Genomic DNA, 16,989 nt, shown 5'->3' with positions numbered 1-16,989 from the left:
CAAAATAAACCTGTCCCTATTTGGCAGGTTAGCGGAGCTTGCTGGTCTCGAAGTACTCGGGGAACTGGTCCAGAACCTCAGTTTGGTTACGGAACATCATGTGCAGGTGCTTGCTGACCAAAAAACTCGCTTCGATGGGGTCGCGACCGGCGATAGCGCGGCGGATTTGCTTGTGCTCGTTAACAGTCTCCTGATTGTCGAGCGTCTGCGTGGCGGCGCGCAGCCAGCGGAAGCGCTCCAGGTCGGCATTGGTCGCCTCGAGCCAGGACCACACGGTACTGCGACACGCGATGCTAAAGATCATGCGGTGCATGAGGTTGTCGCTTAAAAAGAAGCCGATGCGATCCTCCTCGGCCATGGTCTTTTCCTGCAGCGCGATGGCTCGGTCGAGCTGCTCGATGCCTGCCGAGGTGGCACGGGCGCAGCACTCCACAATCACCTGCTTTTCCAGGTGCTCGCGAATGTAGCAGGCGCTCTCGGCAAGAGTGAGGTTGATGGGCGAGACATAGGTGCCGCTTTGGGGCACGGTACGCACCAGGCCCTCTTGCGCCAGACGCACCAGCGCCTCGCGCACAGGGGTTCGCCCCATATCAAGGTCGTCGCAAAGCTGCTTTACGCCCAGCTTTTCGCCCGGCTTGTAGTCCAGGTAGACGATTTTGCGTCGAATGGTGTGGTAGGACTGGTCCTGAAGGCTCGTTTCCTGCTCGCCGACGTGCATCGATTCTTCCATAGTGCCTCGCAACCGTTCTATCACACTGATATGTCAGCTGTTAATTATGCCGCGAATCGGCTCTCCGCGGTGGGTAATTCGGCCGTTGCCCAAGAACTATTGCGGCATCTTAGTCTGTGTTTGCGCGGGGCTGTGCTCAATGTTGCCGTATCATAAGCCGTCGCAAACGTGAAATAGAAAGAAGGAATCCCATATGCAACTGGCGAATATCGTACGCGAGCGCTGGAAGGGTGTCTTGTTCTGCCTGATCATCGCCATCCCCGCGACGTTACTCGGCAAACAGATTGAGGTGGTCGGCGGGCCGGTATTTGCCATCCTCTTTGGCATGGTCCTGGCGCTCGTCTTTCCCAAGAACCGTCGCGAACAGCTCGCCGCCGGTGTCACCTATACGTCTAAAAAAGTCTTGCAGTACGCGGTAATCCTGCTTGGCTTTGGCATGAACCTCTCGCAGATTCTGTCCAAAGGCGCCCAGTCGCTGCCGATTATCGTGGCGACGATCTCGACCTCGCTTGTCATCGCCTTTGTGCTCTGCCGCGTTATGAACGTGCCGGGCAAGATCGCGACGCTTGTGGGTGTGGGTTCGTCGATTTGCGGCGGTTCTGCCATCGCCGCGACCGCACCCGTCATCGATGCCGACGATCGCGAGATTGCCCAGGCTATTTCGGTCATCTTCCTGTTTAACGTTATCGCGGCGCTCGTGTTTCCGACGCTCGGCGGCATGCTCGGGCTGACCAACGAGGGCTTTGGCCTGTTTGCCGGCACCGCCATCAACGACACTTCGTCGGTAACGGCTGCGGCGAGTGCTTGGGACAGTATGCATCCCGGCGCCAATGTGCTCGAAAGCGCCACAGTGGTCAAGCTCACCAGGACGCTTGCCATTATTCCCATCACGTTGGTTCTCGCATGTTGGCAGATGCATCTGGCGCGCAAGGCCGGCGGCGACGCCAAAAGCACGTTCTCGCTTAAACGCGCGTTTCCCATGTTCGTGCTGTTCTTTGTGCTGGCGAGCGTAATCACCACGGTGCTTCAGCTTCCCGTGTCCATTACGGCACCTATCAAGGAGCTGTCGAAGTTCTTTATTGTGATGGCTATGGCGGCTATTGGCTTTAATACCGATATCGTCGAGCTGGTCAAAAAGGGCGGTAAGCCCATTGCATTGGGCTTTTGCTGCTGGATTGGCATTGCGTGCATGAGTTTGGGAACGCAGCACGTGCTGGGAATCTGGTAGAGAAGTAGCTTATTTGCGTGCTGCGTGCTGGCGAGCGCATGCCTGCGGTGGAGCGATAGGAGCTCTTGCGGGTATGGCTTGTCCGCAGGTTTATAGGTCCCGAAGAGCTCTTATCGCCCCGCCAGGATGGCGATGCGGGGCAACTCATATACTCGCAGGACAGCGGCTTCTGCCCTATAGTGTTTGGTGAGCAATATCGTTCAATTTTGAAACACTCGCCCGCGCGGCCGTCGGTGGCGGCGTGGCGCCGAGGACGGGGCGCAATATGAACAGTGACGCCAAGCTACAAATCTTGATCGAGGCCTTGGCCGCTGCCGGGGCCTCGGCGTTGGCAATCGATGGACATGGACACGTGGCGATTTCGACCATGGATGATGTCGCGCTCGAGCAAGATGTCGCGGCATTTGTCGCCGAGCGCCTGGGGCGCGTGGGCAACGGCACGCGTCTGGTGATGGGGCATGCGGGAGGGCGCTTGAGCCTCACGGTGCGTCCGGTCGCCAAGGAATACGGCGCGCTTTGGGTGGTCGTGGTCCGCGAGGTGCGCGGTGTGGCGGCAAACGCGGGCATTGAGTGGCTTAACGCAGATGAGGTCGAGGCGCGCTACGAGGCAAGCGCGTACGGCATTGTCGAGGGTGCCGCTGCGGTCGCTGCCCCCGTCTGCGAAAGCTATGCCCACGGCGTGCCCCTCATGTTGGAGGGCGAGCTGGGTGCTGGCCAGGCAGAGATTGCAAAACGCCTCTATCTGGATGGGCCTTATGCTGACGAACCCTTTGTGTCTGTGGCGCTTGACGAGCTCTCGGATCGCGGCTGGCGCCATCTGCTCAAAAGCTCAGAATCGCCGCTGTTCCAGGCAAGGCTGACCCTTTGTATTGGCGGCTGGCATGCACTTTCGCCGCAGCGTCTGCGCGAGCTTGTCTCTACGATGACCGACACGGCGCTGGCCGCGCGTTGCCATGTGGTTCTGACGGCAAACGATATGCCGGGCGGTGGTGAAAGCGATCAGGCCGCTTTTGTAACCGAGCGCTTGGCGTGCGCAGTGAGTGTGGCGCCTGCGATTGCCGAGCAGGGTGGCGCATCGAAAAAGGTTGCGCAGTATCTGTCGTATCTGTCAGATGTCTTTGGAACTGCCGCTCCGAGTATGTCCGAGGAGGCTGCCTCGACGCTCAACGGCTATCGCTGGCCACGCAACTATCTGCAGCTTCGCGAGGTCTCGGAACGACTCTATATATTAGTAGGGCCGGGTGTGGCGGAGCGCGCGGTGGCGGAGGAGGTGCTCGCCCAGGAGGACGTCATCAAAACCGCAACCTTTGGCACTCCGACGCTCGACAGCGACCTGTATATCCTGCGTCCACTGACCGATACCGAACGCGATATCGCGCGGCTGGTCGTAGGCTACCTTCAGGGCAACCGGACCCGCGCTGCCGAGGTGCTGGGAATGAGCCGCACGACCCTGTGGCGCTTGCTGAAGGACGACGACCGCTGAGCGAGGCGCTCGTGACCGCGTGCAGCGCGTGTGCTACAGTCCAAAGCGGTAATGTTTCGATTGCGTTACGGCGTGCGGGGGCGTATGACGGAGACTTCAAAACCAAATCGGGCTCGAAAGCCCACGGCGCCGGTCAACCGTCGCACGACTTCGCGGACGTGGGGCAAAAGCGCCTCAGGCTTCGACGGCTCGTTCAAACGCACTAGATATGGCTATCCTTCGGCAAGCGCTCGCTTGGCCATGCAGGCCGAATCGTCGCTGTGGGTCCGTAAGCGTGTGGTGGGGTCAAAGCTCAAGCACGATGGAACGCTCGGCTTCATTAGCCGTGGCGCTGCTCGCCGTAGCGGCCTCAATCCCGCAGGCTGGCATCGCTATGTTCCGATCGCGGTCGTTGTTGCGGTGGTTTTCATCGCGCTCGCGGCGCTTGGTTACGCCGGCGGCGGTGCCGACCTGAGTGCGATGTTCGGGTCTGCTGAGCTCGCGCATGCCGGCACGGAGCTTGTCGAGGGCGCTCAGGCCCAGACGGGCGTGGCGCCTCAGCGTGGTATCGTTGCGGCGGCCTCCACCATCGCCGACGCTCAAAAAGATGAAGACGAGCAGGGCGACGATACCGAAGCGACTCACACAAACGAAGCGACGACAACTCAAACATCAAGATAAGTTGCGAGCGGGGTAGCTAAAATGGCCCCGTCCCAAATTGGCTGTCCAAGTGTCGAATGCTAACAGCAGCTTATTCGATGTCAGTCGCCAACAGCGAGCGGGCCGCATTTGCGCCAAGGTGACGTGAAATGAGAGGGCGCTGACCTTTTGGTCGCGCCCTCGAAATTGAACGTCAGATTGGCGCAAATGCGGCCCGCGCAGCGTCAACGGGTCCGCCGTTCGTTAGAACGGCGGAACATACACTACGTTGTCGCGGCGGGGTTTGGCCTGGGGAAGCACGTCTTCGGCATAGCCCAGAATGCAGTTGCCCACACCGCGCAGGCTTCCGTCGGCGGGCAGACCCCACTTGGCCAGCAGTTCCAATCCCTCGGGTGAGTCAAAGACCTCGTGTGCGCGGTGGATCCAACACGAATCGACGCCCAGCGCATAGGCTGCGTTGAGCAGGTTGCCCATGGCGAGCGAGCCGTCTTCCAGGTGTGTGGGCACGCTGCGGTCGACGAGCACCACCACAACGGTCTTGGCGCCGTAGAAGGGATCTCCCTCGCTACCCATAACTTGGGCGTTGAGCTGCGAGAGGCGCTCGACGGTTGCGGGGTCGGTGACGGCGACGAATGTGACCGGCTGGCGTCCCATGCCGCTCGGCGCATACTGGCCGGCTTCGATAATGCGTGCGAGCTTCTCGGCCTCGACAGGGCGATCGCTGTATTTGCGGCAGCTGCGGCGGTGGATGAGTGCCTCGATGGTCTCCATGTGTCCTCCTGACGTTGGTTTCGATGCCTCGTTCTTACCCGCCGAACCAAAACCGTAATCGCGCCGTCGGCCCCAAACAATGCAAGCTACCAAGTGGAAAAGTTGGTTTGCATAAAACTTCAGCCGGCATGTGACAGACCGGTGGGATGATTAAACGTTTTATCCCGTCTACCCTGCGCTTTTTTACCACTTGCCTAAATGATGCGCGCATAAGCTCTGATAAAGGTTTTACTAAAGGAGTACCAACGTTTATCAACGCGCCATGGTGGCGCCGGGCCAGGAGGTAACATCATGTTCCAGGCTGGAGATGTCGTCGAGACCGACTTCGAAGGATTTCTGAAGCTGTTGCGGTCAAAGACGCGCGCTTTCGTGTCGATCAACGATCACGAGTACTACATTACGCACACCGATGGCTATTGGCGTGTTCAGGATTGCGAGACCCTCAACGATAAGGGGCACTTTACCGACTGCTCCGAGCTGGTCAACACGGTCTGCGAGGTCGTCGAGCTGCCTTGGATCTGCGGCAAGAGCCTGCACGACAGCTTCTCGGGCGCCACGGTCTACGAGGCCGTCGCTGCTTAACAGCCAACAATCGATATTCTCTCGCAACCGCCGGCGCTGCCCCGCGCCGGCGGTCTTTTTTGTCGATATGTTATATAGGTCGCACGTCTTGCACGGCCGCCCTTGACGATAGTCAAAACTCGGACTAACCTGAAACTACAATTAGTCAAAACTCGGACTATTGAATGGTGGGAGAGATGGATTGCGCGGTTACGTTGGTCGATTTTGACCGGATGCTCAACGGACTTGACCGTATCTATTCGGAGTTCGCGCGTACCTGCGGTCTTTCGGACTGCGCCTACTGGATGCTCGTCGACACGAGTGCAGCGGGCGGAAGCGTTGCCGTGAGTAGGCTGACGAGTGAATGGTTCTACAGCAAACAGACCATCAATTCGGCGATCAAGACGCTTAGGGCGCGAGGGCTTGCGACGTTGGAGTTTGCCGAGGGCAGTCGTAAGAACAAGGTTGTGCGACTGACCGAAGAAGGTACGCAGTTTGCCAAGCGCTACGCGTTGCCGGCGCAAAAAGCCGAGCAACAGGCATTCGAGGCGCTCGAGCCGTGGGAACAGCGCGAGATCATGCGCTTGGTCGGTAAGTTCTCCCATGTTCTTAACGAAGAGTGCGAGGCATTTAAACGGCAAGTGGCCGCCGAGAACGAGGCTGATGACAAGGGCGAAGGGGAGACATGCGACTCTTAATGAGGTTTATGAGGCCGTATCGCGGGCTGATTGCGGTGACGCTGTTTGTACTGCTGATAGATAACGTCGGCACGCTGCTGGTGCCTACAATGTTGGCGAATATGGTCAATACTGGTATCACGACGGGTGATATCGACTACATCTTGCGCAACGGCGTGTATATGCTCATCGCGACCGGCATGGCCAGTGGCGGCGCAGTGCTGGGCTGCTATCTTTCGGCCCGTCTGGCGGCCAATGTGGCCTGCGACATTCGCAACGCCGTCTACGATAAGTCGCTCGAGCTATCCGCCAGCGACTTTGAGCGCTTTGGTACGGGTTCGATGATCACGCGCTCGCTCAACGACATCAACGTGATCCAGCAAGCGATCCTGCAGACGATTCAGCTGGTGTTACCGGTACCGTTCTTGGCCGTGGCGGGCATCATCTTTGCCTGGTTTATCGATCCTGCCATGGGCACGCTGCTGGGCGTGGTCGTTGCGATCGTGCTGGTGGCGGCGGTCTTTACCGTTGCCAACGCCGCGCCGATCTTTATGCGCCTGCAGAGCTTTATCGACCGCATGAACGTGGTGCTGCGCGAGAACATCGTGGGCGTGCGCGTCATCCGCGCATTTAACAAGGAGCGCCACGAGGAGCAGCGCCTGGACGAGGTGTTTAGCGATTATGCAGCCAATGCCATCAAGGTCAACCACCTGTTTGTGGGTCTCGACAGCTCCAGCTTCTTTTTGATGAATATCGCCGAGGTGGCGGTGCTGTGGGTGGGCGGCAACCGCGTGGGCGTCCATGCCATGCAAATCGGCAGCATCTCGGCCGTGCTGGAGTACGCGATCCTGATCCTGTTCTTTGTGATGATGGCGCAGATGGTGGTGCTGACGCTTCCGCGCGCCGCGGCGTGCCTCAGCCGTGCACAGCAGGTGCTCGAAATCGAGCCGAGCATCGTGGACGGTAAGGCTACGCTGGGCGACGGGACACCTGAGTCCGCAGACGGAGCCGACACGGTGGCCGTGTTCGACCACATGTCGTTCCGTTTTGACGATGCTGACGAGGACACCCTGTGCGACCTGAGTTTTGCCTGCCGCCGCGGACAGACGACCGCGATCGTGGGCTCGACGGGCTCGGGCAAGTCAACGGTGGCCAAGCTCTTGCTTCGCTTCCACGATGCCACGAAGGGCGCCATTCGCCTGAACGGCGTCGATCTGCGCGACCTTTCGCAAGACGATATCCGCGGGCGTATCGCCTATGTGCCGCAGAAGGCATGGCTGTTCTCGGGTACGGTGGCGAGCAACCTGCGCTTTGGTAACGAGGGCACGACCGAGGCTGACATGCTCCATGCGCTGGAGGTTGCCCAGAGCACCTTTGTGCTCGACCAGCCCCAGGGGCTCGATACGCCGGTGGCCCAGGGCGGCACGAACTTCTCGGGTGGTCAGCGCCAGCGCCTAGCGATTGCCCGCGCACTCATGAAGCATGCCGACCTGTATATCTTCGACGACAGTTTTTCGGCTCTGGACTTTAAGACCGATGCGGCACTGCGTCATGCGCTGCAGGACGAGACGCGCGATGCCGCGGTGCTCATCATCGCCCAGCGCATCTCGACTATTTTGCATGCCGATCAGATCGTGGTGCTCAAAGACGGCGAGGTCGTGGGCTTGGGCACGCACGACGAGCTCATGGAAACCTGCGAGGTGTACCGCGCTATCGCGGAATCGCAGATGAAGGGAGGTGAGTAGCATGACCGAGGAGCTCAAGAAGCGGAGCATCGCCGATGACGCCGCGGCTGCAGAGACAGTCGAGGAGGCGGACGCCACGTCCGACCTGGAGGAAGACGCCAAGGCAGCGGCGGAGCGCGAGGCTCGCCGCCAGGCACTCTACGAGGAAAACGAGCGCGCCGAGGACGAGCGCGCCCGCGCCGAGGCGGAGCGCATGCGCGACGTTGACGACGAGGACGAGGACGAGACGCCCCGCGACACTTGGGCGACGGTGCGCCGCCTGTGGAGCGAGGCCGCCGGCGACCATTGGCGCTTCTATATCGTGTTCGCGAGTATCGTGTTCTATGCCATCTTTAACACCGCGGCGCCGGCTTACAGCGCCCGCGTGATCGATGAGCTGTGGGGGCACATGAAGCTGGCGTTTGCCAACAACACCACCTTCAGCATTACCTGGGAGAACTGCGGCAGGACCATCTTTATCTACTTTATGATCTGGACCGCTGCCGCCTCGTTCTACGCACTCCAGAGCTTTTTGATGTCGAGCGTTGCCGAGCGCCTCAACCTGCGCCTGCGCAACCGCATCGCACAAAAGCTCAACCGTCTGCCGCTTGCCTACTTTGACGCGCATCGTCCCGGCGAGGTCGTCAGCCGTGCGACCAACGACTTGGACAAGATGTCCGAGAGCATGCAGCGCGGCCTGCTGCAGCTTCTGGTGTCGATCGGTACCGTGGTGGGCGCCGTGAGCGTGATGTTCGTGTTTAGCGTGCCGCTCACGCTCGTCTTTTTGTTCTTTACGGCGCTTTCGCTGCTGGTGACGAAGGTCGTGTCGCGCCGCACGCATGATGTGACGGGCGAGCGCCAGGAGTGGGTGTCCAAGATTACGAGCGCGGTCGAGGAGGGCTACTCGGGCCGTCTGGTGATCCGTGCGTTTAACCGTGAGCGCCAGAGCTCTGCCGAGGTGCACGAGGCTTCGAAGGAGCTGGCGCGCGTGAGCACCAAGGCCGACTTTATGATTAACGCCGTCGGCCCCGCGGTGCGCTTTATCGGCCGTTTGGCGCAGATCGTGATCGCGCTGGTGGGCTGCAGCATGCTGGTTGCCGGGCATATGACCGTCGGCGTGTTCCAGGCGTTCTTCCAGTTTATCTACGAGGCGTCCGAGCCCATGACGCAGCTGTCGTTTACCTTTAACTCGCTGCAGAGCGCGCTGGCGAGCGCAGAGCGTGTGTTCGACCTGCTCGACGAGCCCGAGATGGAGGCCGATCCGTTGCCGGTGGCCGCCGCCAAGCTGCCGGGCAAGGTGGAGGGCCGTGTCGCTTTTGAGCATGTGCGCTTTGGCTATTCGCCCGACAAGCCGCTTATGCGAGACGTGTCGTTTACCGCCGAGCCGGGTCAGAAGATCGCCGTGGTGGGAACCACGGGTGCGGGTAAGACCACGCTCATCAATCTGCTCATGCGCTTTTACGAGATCGACGGCGGCCGCATTACCCTCGACGGCGTGGACACGAGCCTCATGGACCGCGGCGAGCTGCGCCAACAGTTTGGCATGGTGTTGCAGGACGCCTGGCTATTTGATGGCACCATTGCCGAGAACATCGCCTACGGCTGTCCCGATACGACGCGCGAGGAGATTGTCGCGGCCGCACGTGCCGCACAGGTCGACTTCTTTGTGCGCACTATGCCGCAGGGCTACGACACGCGTGTGGCTAACGATGCCGAGAGCATCAGCCAGGGCCAACGTCAGCTGCTGACCATCGCGCGCGTGCTGCTCAACAACCCGGCGATCCTCATCCTGGACGAGGCGACATCGAGCGTGGACACGCGCACCGAGCTCGCCATCGGCCGCGCCATGGACGCGCTCATGCGCGGGCGCACGAGCTTTGTGATCGCGCACCGTCTATCGACGATCGTCGATGCCGACCTCATCCTGGTCATGGATCACGGCAATATCATCGAGCAGGGTACGCACAAGGAGTTGCTGGCTGCCGAGGGCGCTTATGCCGACCTCTACCTAAGCCAATTCGCATAAGGTGATAAAGGGTCAGTCCCGCATGTCACATTGGAAACAAGGCGCGCCGGGGCGGATTCCCCGGCGCGCCTTTTGTGTTGGCGTTCATGATGTGGCGGTTGCCCGCGGCCCTAGCGCTCGTCCACGAACTTGGCGACGAGGGCCTTGAGCTCGGCCACCTCTTGCTCGAGTTCCTTGACGCGACGGGCGTTTTCGGTGATGCCCTGACGGTTGAGGGCGCTCTGCTCGGCGGCATCGTCGGGCATGTACTCGCGATGCTGCTTGGCGTCGAAGCTCTCCTCGAACACGCGGCAGCCGTTGCGCTTGATGATGCGCCCGGGCACGCCCACGACGGTGCAGTTGTCGGGCACGTCCTTGACAACGACCGAGTTGCCGCCGATCTTGACGTTGTTGCCGATGTGGATGTTGCCAAGCACCTTGGCGCCCGTTCCCACGGTGACATTGTTGCCCAGGGTGGGGTGGCGTTTGCCGGTCTCGTTGCCGGTGCCGCCGAGCGTGACGCCCTGGTAGAGCACACAGTTGTCGCCAACGATGGTAGTCTCGCCAATAACGACGCCCATGGCGTGGTCGATAAAGAAGTGCTTGCCGATCTGCGCGGCGGGATGAATCTCGACGCCGGTGATATGGCGGGTTAACTGCGAGAGCACACGGGCAAGCGATCGATGGCCGTGTTCCCACAGCCAGTGCTCGGGCACATGATTCCACTTGGCGTGCAGGCCGGGGTAGGACAGGAAGATGACTAGACCATTTTGCGCGGCAGGGTCCTGCGCCTGGACGGTCTTGATGTCCTCGCGAATGGTGTTGATAAAGCTCACCGGCCGCCCTCCCTTAGCGCCGTGACAATGCGATTCAATAAAGTATAGCGATTCGCTAGGGATTAGGAAGGGCAATCTTGCTTTGCTTTAGGCGACAGATGTCAGTTATGCAAACTTGCTGGTAATGAAGTAAGACTTTTGAGGGGTTTGGCCCGTGCTCGCGCCGCAACCGTATACTGGTCAACTTGGACGTGTCCGCGCCCACAACTGAGAGGTTTTACTTCATGGGTTTCATCAATTTTATCGCCGAGCTGCTTAAGGACCCGCGCACTGCGATCGCCAGCTGGATCGCCGCCGGCCCGCTCATGGCCTACGGCTGCGTGTTCCTGATCATCTTTATCGAGACGGGCGTGGTGTTCTTCCCGTTCCTTCCCGGCGACTCATTGCTGTTTGCCTCGGGCTTCTTTGCCCATAACGGCGGCTTTAACATCGTGGCGCTTCTGGCCACCGCATGGGCCGCAGCTATCCTGGGCGATCAGTGCAACTTTATGATCGGCCACTTCTTTGGCCGCAAGATCATCGCCTCGGGCAAGGTAAAGGCCATGACGCCCGAGCGCATCAAAAAGTCCGAGGATTTCCTGGATAAGTGGGGCCATCTGGCCATCTTCCTCGGTCGCTTCTTCCCGTTCATCCGCACCTTTGTGCCTTTTATCGCCGGCATGGGCGGTATGCACTGGCGCAACTTTGTCATCTTTAACGTGCTGGGTGGCATTACCTGGTCGACGGTCTTTACGCTGCTTGGTTACTTCTTTGGTGGCATTCCGTTTGTGCAGGAGCACTTTGAGCTGCTGATCGTGGGCATTGTCGCCGTGTCGATCATCCCGACCGCGGTCGGTCTGGTTAAGGCTAAGCTCGGTAAAAAGAACGCCTAGTCCGAGCTCGTTTTCGGACGTTAATTCCAAGGCCCGTCATCGGATTCGATGGCGGGCCTTTTGTGTAGAAGGCAAATGAAAATACTTTACTTAGTTAAAGAAAATCGTTTTATCTAAGGCGTGCGGGGAGTACAATCACCTGCATGCGAATCGACGCGCCATCGGCTTTGATGCTGCCCGTGTGTCCTGCCCGGCCCTACGCTCCGGGTATGCGACGTTGCGACGCGGCCGGCTTCGGTCCTTGCGTGCGGGTTCGCGAGTATGCAACCGTGTATGTAAGGAGCGACATATGACTGTCGAGAAGAAGGATATCGATTGGGGTAGCCTCGGCTTTAGCTACATGAAGACCGATTACAGCTACGAGGCCCATTGGAAGGACGGCGAGTGGGACGAGGGCGGCCTGACCGCCGACCACACCATGCACGTTTCCGAGTGCGGCGGCATCTTCCACTACTGCCAGGAGGTCTTTGAGGGCCTGAAAGCCTACACCGCCGAGGATGGCAGCATCGTCTGCTTCCGTCCCGATATGAACGCCGAGCGCATGTACAACTCCGCCCAGCGTCTGGAGATGCCCCCGTTTCCCAAGGACAAGTTTGTCGAGGCCGTCAAGCAGGTCGTCTCTGCCAACGCCGCATGGGTTCCACCCTTCGGTTCTGGCGCAACCCTGTATGTGCGTCCGTTTATGATCGGCTCCGGTGACGTGATTGGCGTGGCTCCCGCTCCTGAGTACACGTTCCGCATTCTCGTGACCCCGGTCGGTCCGTACTTTAAGGGTGGCCTCAAGCCTGTCAAGCTGCGCGTTTCCGAGTACGACCGCGCCGCACCGCACGGCACTGGCAACATCAAGGCTGGCCTCAACTACGCCATGTCCCTGAAGCCCACGATGGAGGCTCACCGCGAGGGCTATGCCGAGAACCTGTATCTCGACTCCGAGTCCCGCACCTATGTCGAGGAGACCGGTGGCGCCAACGTCCTGTTCGTGAAGGAGGACGGCACCCTCGTCGTTCCCCAGTCGCACACCGACTCCATCCTGCCCTCCATCACCCGTCGTTCGCTCGTTCAGGTTGCTCAGGACCTGGGCATGACCGTTGACCAGCGTCCCGTCGAGTGGGCTGAGGTCAAGGCCGGTACCTTTGTCGAGTGCGGCCTGTGCGGCACCGCTGCCGTCATCTCCCCGGTGGGCGAGATTGACAACAAGGTTTACGGCGCCGATGAGACCGTGACCTTCCCGGCTGGCTACACCGAGATCGGCCCTGTGATGAAGAAGCTCCGCGAGACCCTGACTGGTATCCAGTCTGGTGCTATCGAGGATAAGCACGACTGGGTTTACACCGTCGCGTAAGCTGCCTTGCATGTCCGGCCCGAGGGCAACCTGCCTTTCCGGCGCGTCCTCGGACATGAAAGAACCTCCGCTGCGCACTTCGTGCGGCGGAGGTTCTTTCGTCCTGCGGAGTGCGCCTTGAGGGGGACCTTCGCGACAAAGGAAACCGCCCCGTCGAAGATTGCATTCGACGGGGCGGTTTATGCATATACCCGATCAAGGATACGCTGCGGATCTGTTAGAACTTGACGGTCGGTGCCTGGCGGGCTGCTTCGGCGGCCTCGAAGCCCTGGCGCTCCTTAAACTGAAAGATGCCGGCAAAGATGACGGCCGGGAAGGTCTGGATGGCGTTGTTGTAGCTGAGCACGCAGTCGTTGTAGCTCTGGCGCGCGTAGCTCACCTTGTTCTCGGTGTCTTCGAGCGTGGCTTGGAGCTGCGTAAAGTTGGTGTTCGCCTTAAGATCGGGGTAAGCCTCGGCCACGGCGAAGAGCTGGCGCAGGGCGCCGGTCAGCACGTTGTCGGCTTCCATCTTGGCTTCGGGCGTGGTGGCGCTCACGGCGGCGTTGCGCGCGTTGACAACGGCGGCAAGCGTGTCCTGCTCGTGTTTGGCGTAGCCCTTGACGGTCTCGACCAGGTTAGGGATCAGGTCGTTGCGGCGCTGCAGCTGCGTGTCGATGTTCTGCCAGGCGTTATCAATGCGATTGCGCTTGGTGACCATGTTGTTGTAGATGCCGGCGATGGCGCAGACAATCACAACGACAACAACGATACCGATGATGACGGGAATCATGGTGTCTCCGTTTCGAATGGCCGCGGCGTCTTCCGCCGGCTGCCGTTGGTGTAACGCTACTAGTATACCCGCAACCTTTGGCGATACCGAACTTTCCGGTAAGCGTTATGTTTCCACCAAGGTGAGGCCATTCGCCAGGGGGCGGTCGATACAGGTGTAAGATATGCGACAGATTAGTGAGCGCTGTCTTTTCCTTGAGGAGGGCGATGCGTATGGACCTTCGCATCAAGAAAACCTATCGGGCCCTGTTCGAGGCCTTTACCGAGCTGCTCGAAGAGCATCGGTTTGAGGACGTGACGGTTGCCATGCTGTGCGACCGCGCTATGATTCGTCGGACGACGTTCTACAAGCACTTCCGCGACAAAAACGATTACTTTGCCTTCTATATCGATGAACTTATGTCGGGCCTGCCGCAAAAGCGGGCCGATGCGGAGGGCGCCGAGGACGTGCGAGCGCTTCGCCACGAAGTGTTCGCCGATGCCATGGATCTGATTCTGGCGCATGAGCAGCTCATGGATAACATTTTGGCGAGCAGTATGTCGGGTATGCTGACCAGCATGATTTGCGACCGCATCGCGCGCTCCATACGCGGGCGCGTGATGAGTGCGCTTGACGAGGACGCACTCGCGCCCGTATCGCTCGAGACGACGTCTGAGTTTGTCGCCGGCGGCATTATTCGGCTCTTTACCATGTGGTGGGAATCGGGCCACGTATTAGAGCGCCGATCCGAAATCGCCGACGTGGTCGACGCGCTGTTCGAGCGGACTATGACGCCGGTGAATCACTAAGAGTGGCGGAGAGAGGGGGATTCGAACCCCCGGAACGCTCTCGCGCTCAACGGTTTTCAAGACCGCCGCATTCAACCGCTCTGCCATCTCTCCGTGAGTCGTAATGATAGCATCGTTTTGGATTTGTAACAGGGGAGGCGAACGATGACGAGCACCGGAATCGACGAGAAGTTCATGCGCGAGGCGCTGGCGGAGGCGCGTGCCGCCGCGGTGGTGGGCGAGGTGCCGATCGGTGCCGTAGTGGTGCGTGCGGGAGAGATCGTCGCGCGGGCGCATAATCGCCGCGAGCTTGACCAGGACCCTTCGGCGCATGCCGAGTTTGCGGCCGTGTGCGCCGCTGCCCAGGCGCTTGGCCGCTGGCGCCTTTCCGATTGCGCGGTCTATGTGACGCTCGAGCCCTGCTGCATGTGCGCGGGGCTTATGGTTAACGCGCGCGTGGGGCGCTGCGTGTACGGCGCGAGCGACGCCAAGGCGGGCGCGTTGGGATCCCTATACGATTTGAATGCCGACTCGCGCCTGAATCATCGGTTTAATGTGACCGCCGGCGTGCTGGCAGACGAGTGCCGCGCGGTGCTGAGTGGTTATTTTGCCGGTTTGCGCGGTGTCGACGGCATCGGCTGCGGTCTGAACCTTGAGGCGCACGCCGCTCATGCCGAGGCGCTCGCGGGTGTTGGGGATCTTGCCGACGAGACGGTCGACTTTGGTTCCGTGCAGCGGCGGCCCCGCCGTGTGCTGCTGGCGATCGACTCCTTTAAAGGCAGCGTGTCGAGCTCGCAGGCAGAGTCGGCAGTTGCCGGGGGCGTGCGCCGCGTGTGGCCCGATGCCCAGGTAAGCGCGCTGCCGCTGGCGGATGGCGGCGAGGGAACGCTCGATGCCGTTGCCGCGTGCGGCGGTGAGATTGTAACCTGCGAGGTGGCAGGTCCCTTGGGCAAGCGCGTGGCTGCCCGGATGCTGGTGGACGGCGAGCATGAGTCGGCTGTCATTGAGATGGCCGAAGCCGCGGGCATCGGGTACTCGCCTTGCACGGAGTCGGCGGCGTTGGCGGCCACAACCTATGGCGTGGGCGAGCTCATGCTTCGCGCGGTTCGCACGGGCGCAAAGACACTCTATATTGGTCTGGGCGGCAGTGCCACCAACGACGGTGGCGCCGGTATGCTGCAGGCGCTGGGCGCCCGCCTGGTCGATGAGTGTGGCTGCAATATCGCTCCCGGTCTTGCGGGCCTTGAGCAGGTGGCGAGCGTTGATTTGGCGCCAGCGCTTCGGGCACTGAATGGTGCGCGTGTTGTGGTGCTTTCCGATGTCGAGAATCCGCTCGTGGGGCGTCGCGGGGCACTGGCGGTGTTTGGCGGGCAAAAGGGCCTGCCGACAGGCGATGTCGAAGCGCTGGGCAGGTACGATGTCTGGATGGTCGGTTACGGCCGCCTGCTCGATACGGCGATTGCCGAGGCACGGGCTCAGGAGTTACTGCGCGTGCCCGAGGGCGCGCGGACGTTTGGCTCGGTGCTCGGCGTGCCCGGCGCCGGTGCCGCTGGCGGTCTGGGCGCCGCGCTGCTAGCGCTTGGTGCGGAGCTACGCTCGGGCGTGGAGACGGTGCTTGATCTGATTGGGTTTGACGAGCACGTGCGTGATGTCGACCTGGTCATAACGGGCGAGGGCAATATGGACGAGCAATCCGCTGCCGGCAAGGCGCCGGTGGGCGTGGCCCGCCGTGCCAAGCGCTATGGCAAGCCGGTTGTTGCCGTCGTGGGCGGTCGCGCTGACAACCTGGATGCGGTGTATGGGCGGGGCATCGACTTGGTGCTGCCGGTCTGCCGCAAGCCCATGGGCCTTGAGCTGGCGCTCGATCCCCAGGAAGCCACAACCAACCTCATCTGCGCCGGTGAAGCCACCGCCCAAGCCTACGACCTCGGCCGCATCTAAAATCCATCTCCTCGATAAGTTGCGGTGGAATAGTTCCTGTTTGGCGGCTCAGACAGCAAAAACAGGAACTATTCCACCGCAACTTCGAGAATGGCTATCCGAGGCTGGCCGCCTTGTGCCTTGGGTCGGACCGTCCGCCACGAAATGCGGCCATCTACTACGTTTAACCGAGTACCCTCGATCATCCCGAATTTTGCGAAATTAAAACCGCAGGTAGAAAGCTTGCCGGTTTTCGAAAAAGCCGGCTATGGTTGACCCCTGCGGCCTAAACGTAGTAGATAGGCCCTTTTCGTGGCACGGCGTCAGACCAGTCTAATTTGGATGGGGCTTATTTGACTGCTTGTCGATCTGATTGCCCAAGTAGTCAAAAAGCCCCGTCCTAAATTAGCTGCCTTGCCGTGGAGGGCGGGAGCGGGTAATATATATCGAACGCCTAGCGCGTTCGATGGGTTCGGATGACGACATGTTCCGAATCTGGTCAGGTCCGGAAGGAAGCAGCCATAAGGAGCCTCTGTCGGGCATCCGAATCCATCGAGCGCACGGGCTTTCTTTTTGCGCGGTTTTACCAAACCGCGCAATGATCGACGCTGCGCGCCATCCAAAGCGGCAATTTTTCATTCAAAAGGCAAGGCATGACCAGAAGG

15 protein-coding genes, 1 tRNA gene and 1 other RNA gene are annotated in these 16,989 nt (G+C 60.4%); 12 read left to right on the top strand and 5 right to left on the bottom strand.

The annotated features are described in order from the left end of the window. Positions 1 to 28 precede the first annotated feature (28 nt). Positions 29 to 730 (bottom strand): GntR family transcriptional regulator, encoded by a 702-nt coding sequence (locus SFLMC1_RS07150; protein WP_226798320.1) that lies wholly within the window; start codon positions 728 to 730, stop codon positions 29 to 31. A 193-nt stretch (positions 731 to 923) separates the two neighbouring features. On the opposite strand from SFLMC1_RS07150, the gene SFLMC1_RS07145 reads away from it, so the two are divergent. The 3 genes from SFLMC1_RS07145 to SFLMC1_RS07135 all read left to right on the top strand — a co-directional run bounded on the left by SFLMC1_RS07145 (position 924) and on the right by SFLMC1_RS07135 (position 4,101). Then, the gene (locus SFLMC1_RS07145; protein ID WP_152073204.1) at positions 924 to 1,958 is read left to right on the top strand and encodes a YeiH family protein; all 1,035 of its coding nucleotides are present in this window, start codon (positions 924 to 926) and stop codon (positions 1,956 to 1,958) included. 265 nt (positions 1,959 to 2,223) lie between these two features. After that, positions 2,224 to 3,441 (top strand): helix-turn-helix domain-containing protein, encoded by a 1,218-nt coding sequence (locus SFLMC1_RS07140; protein WP_152073203.1) that lies wholly within the window; start codon positions 2,224 to 2,226, stop codon positions 3,439 to 3,441. A 240-nt stretch (positions 3,442 to 3,681) separates the two neighbouring features. Beyond that, a complete protein-coding gene (locus tag SFLMC1_RS07135) occupies positions 3,682 to 4,101 on the top strand; it encodes a hypothetical protein (protein WP_154063921.1) in 420 nt (139 codons plus the stop codon). 222 nt (positions 4,102 to 4,323) lie between these two features. Here the strand turns inward: SFLMC1_RS07135 and SFLMC1_RS07130 are convergent, their stop codons facing one another. Then, on the bottom strand, positions 4,324 to 4,851 hold the full coding sequence (locus tag SFLMC1_RS07130) for a nitroreductase family protein (protein WP_152073201.1): 528 nt from the start codon (positions 4,849 to 4,851) through the stop codon (positions 4,324 to 4,326). A gap of 291 nt (positions 4,852 to 5,142) precedes the next feature. On the opposite strand from SFLMC1_RS07130, the gene SFLMC1_RS07125 reads away from it, so the two are divergent. The 4 genes from SFLMC1_RS07125 to SFLMC1_RS07110 all read left to right on the top strand — a co-directional run bounded on the left by SFLMC1_RS07125 (position 5,143) and on the right by SFLMC1_RS07110 (position 9,839). After that, positions 5,143 to 5,433, top strand: coding sequence for a CDP-alcohol phosphatidyltransferase (locus SFLMC1_RS07125; RefSeq protein ID WP_187323898.1), 291 nt, complete (start codon positions 5,143 to 5,145; stop codon positions 5,431 to 5,433). Between the two features lie 176 nt (positions 5,434 to 5,609). Further along, a complete protein-coding gene (locus tag SFLMC1_RS07120) occupies positions 5,610 to 6,110 on the top strand; it encodes a MarR family winged helix-turn-helix transcriptional regulator (protein ID WP_152073199.1) in 501 nt (166 codons plus the stop codon). Beyond that, a complete protein-coding gene (locus SFLMC1_RS07115; protein WP_187323897.1) occupies positions 6,098 to 7,834 on the top strand; it encodes an ABC transporter ATP-binding protein in 1,737 nt (578 codons plus the stop codon). The genes SFLMC1_RS07120 and SFLMC1_RS07115 overlap by 13 nt, the downstream gene beginning before the upstream one ends. Position 7,835: 1 nt before the next feature. Then, positions 7,836 to 9,839 carry an ABC transporter ATP-binding protein gene (locus SFLMC1_RS07110; protein ID WP_152073197.1) on the top strand — a complete coding sequence of 668 codons (2,004 nt, stop codon included), beginning with the start codon at positions 7,836 to 7,838 and terminating at the stop codon, positions 9,837 to 9,839. 110 nt (positions 9,840 to 9,949) lie between these two features. On the opposite strand, the gene cysE is transcribed toward SFLMC1_RS07110, so the two are convergent. Then, positions 9,950 to 10,654: a serine O-acetyltransferase gene (cysE, locus tag SFLMC1_RS07105; RefSeq protein WP_118388475.1), complete on the bottom strand. Its 705-nt coding sequence runs from the start codon at positions 10,652 to 10,654 to the stop codon at positions 9,950 to 9,952. 224 nt (positions 10,655 to 10,878) lie between these two features. Between cysE and SFLMC1_RS07100 the strand changes: the two genes are divergently transcribed. Together SFLMC1_RS07100 and SFLMC1_RS07095 are read left to right on the top strand one after the other, a co-directional pair. After that, on the top strand, positions 10,879 to 11,526 hold the full coding sequence (locus tag SFLMC1_RS07100) for a DedA family protein (RefSeq protein WP_152073196.1): 648 nt from the start codon (positions 10,879 to 10,881) through the stop codon (positions 11,524 to 11,526). A gap of 289 nt (positions 11,527 to 11,815) precedes the next feature. Further along, on the top strand, positions 11,816 to 12,868 hold the full coding sequence (locus SFLMC1_RS07095; protein WP_152073195.1) for a branched-chain amino acid aminotransferase: 1,053 nt from the start codon (positions 11,816 to 11,818) through the stop codon (positions 12,866 to 12,868). A gap of 217 nt (positions 12,869 to 13,085) precedes the next feature. On the opposite strand, the gene SFLMC1_RS07090 is transcribed toward SFLMC1_RS07095, so the two are convergent. Then, complete coding sequence (locus tag SFLMC1_RS07090; protein WP_089573514.1) at positions 13,086 to 13,637, bottom strand: LemA family protein; 552 nt, start codon at positions 13,635 to 13,637, stop codon at positions 13,086 to 13,088. A gap of 212 nt (positions 13,638 to 13,849) precedes the next feature. Between SFLMC1_RS07090 and SFLMC1_RS07085 the strand changes: the two genes are divergently transcribed. Further along, the gene (locus SFLMC1_RS07085) at positions 13,850 to 14,425 is read left to right on the top strand and encodes a TetR/AcrR family transcriptional regulator (RefSeq protein WP_152073194.1); all 576 of its coding nucleotides are present in this window, start codon (positions 13,850 to 13,852) and stop codon (positions 14,423 to 14,425) included. A 3-nt stretch (positions 14,426 to 14,428) separates the two neighbouring features. On the opposite strand, the gene SFLMC1_RS07080 is transcribed toward SFLMC1_RS07085, so the two are convergent. Then, positions 14,429 to 14,518: transfer RNA gene (locus tag SFLMC1_RS07080), tRNA-Ser, on the bottom strand. Positions 14,519 to 14,569: 51 nt separating this feature from the next. On the opposite strand from SFLMC1_RS07080, the gene tadA reads away from it, so the two are divergent. After that, positions 14,570 to 16,345: a tRNA adenosine(34) deaminase TadA gene (tadA, locus tag SFLMC1_RS07075; RefSeq protein ID WP_152073193.1), complete on the top strand. Its 1,776-nt coding sequence runs from the start codon at positions 14,570 to 14,572 to the stop codon at positions 16,343 to 16,345. A gap of 442 nt (positions 16,346 to 16,787) precedes the next feature. After that, positions 16,788 to 16,883, top strand: an RNA gene (gene ffs, locus SFLMC1_RS07070) — signal recognition particle sRNA small type. Positions 16,884 to 16,989: the final 106 nt, after the last annotated feature.

The organism is Collinsella aerofaciens (genome assembly GCF_901212495.1).
Taxonomy (GTDB): Bacteria; Actinomycetota; Coriobacteriia; order Coriobacteriales; family Coriobacteriaceae; genus Collinsella; species Collinsella aerofaciens_H.
The sequence above is the reverse complement of the archived record's forward strand: the minus strand, read 5'-3'. Positions and strand labels throughout refer to the sequence as shown.

What these genes read in the sequence shown, in the direction of transcription:
- SFLMC1_RS07120 (WP_152073199.1), top strand. Translation starts at nt 5,610, where the DNA reads ATGGATTGCGCGGTTACGTTGGTCGATTTTGACCGGATGCTCAACGGA.
- SFLMC1_RS07090 (WP_089573514.1), bottom strand. Translation starts at nt 13,637, where the DNA reads ATGATTCCCGTCATCATCGGTATCGTTGTTGTCGTTGTGATTGTCTGC.
- SFLMC1_RS07150 (WP_226798320.1), bottom strand. Translation starts at nt 730, where the DNA reads ATGGAAGAATCGATGCACGTCGGCGAGCAGGAAACGAGCCTTCAGGAC.
- SFLMC1_RS07145 (WP_152073204.1), top strand. Translation starts at nt 924, where the DNA reads ATGCAACTGGCGAATATCGTACGCGAGCGCTGGAAGGGTGTCTTGTTC.
- SFLMC1_RS07085 (WP_152073194.1), top strand. Translation starts at nt 13,850, where the DNA reads ATGGACCTTCGCATCAAGAAAACCTATCGGGCCCTGTTCGAGGCCTTT.
- SFLMC1_RS07110 (WP_152073197.1), top strand. Translation starts at nt 7,836, where the DNA reads ATGACCGAGGAGCTCAAGAAGCGGAGCATCGCCGATGACGCCGCGGCT.
- SFLMC1_RS07100 (WP_152073196.1), top strand. Translation starts at nt 10,879, where the DNA reads ATGGGTTTCATCAATTTTATCGCCGAGCTGCTTAAGGACCCGCGCACT.
- SFLMC1_RS07125 (WP_187323898.1), top strand. Translation starts at nt 5,143, where the DNA reads ATGTTCCAGGCTGGAGATGTCGTCGAGACCGACTTCGAAGGATTTCTG.
- SFLMC1_RS07130 (WP_152073201.1), bottom strand. Translation starts at nt 4,851, where the DNA reads ATGGAGACCATCGAGGCACTCATCCACCGCCGCAGCTGCCGCAAATAC.
- SFLMC1_RS07140 (WP_152073203.1), top strand. Translation starts at nt 2,224, where the DNA reads ATGAACAGTGACGCCAAGCTACAAATCTTGATCGAGGCCTTGGCCGCT.
- SFLMC1_RS07095 (WP_152073195.1), top strand. Translation starts at nt 11,816, where the DNA reads ATGACTGTCGAGAAGAAGGATATCGATTGGGGTAGCCTCGGCTTTAGC.
- SFLMC1_RS07135 (WP_154063921.1), top strand. Translation starts at nt 3,682, where the DNA reads ATGCAGGCCGAATCGTCGCTGTGGGTCCGTAAGCGTGTGGTGGGGTCA.
- SFLMC1_RS07115 (WP_187323897.1), top strand. Translation starts at nt 6,098, where the DNA reads ATGCGACTCTTAATGAGGTTTATGAGGCCGTATCGCGGGCTGATTGCG.
- tadA (WP_152073193.1), top strand. Translation starts at nt 14,570, where the DNA reads ATGACGAGCACCGGAATCGACGAGAAGTTCATGCGCGAGGCGCTGGCG.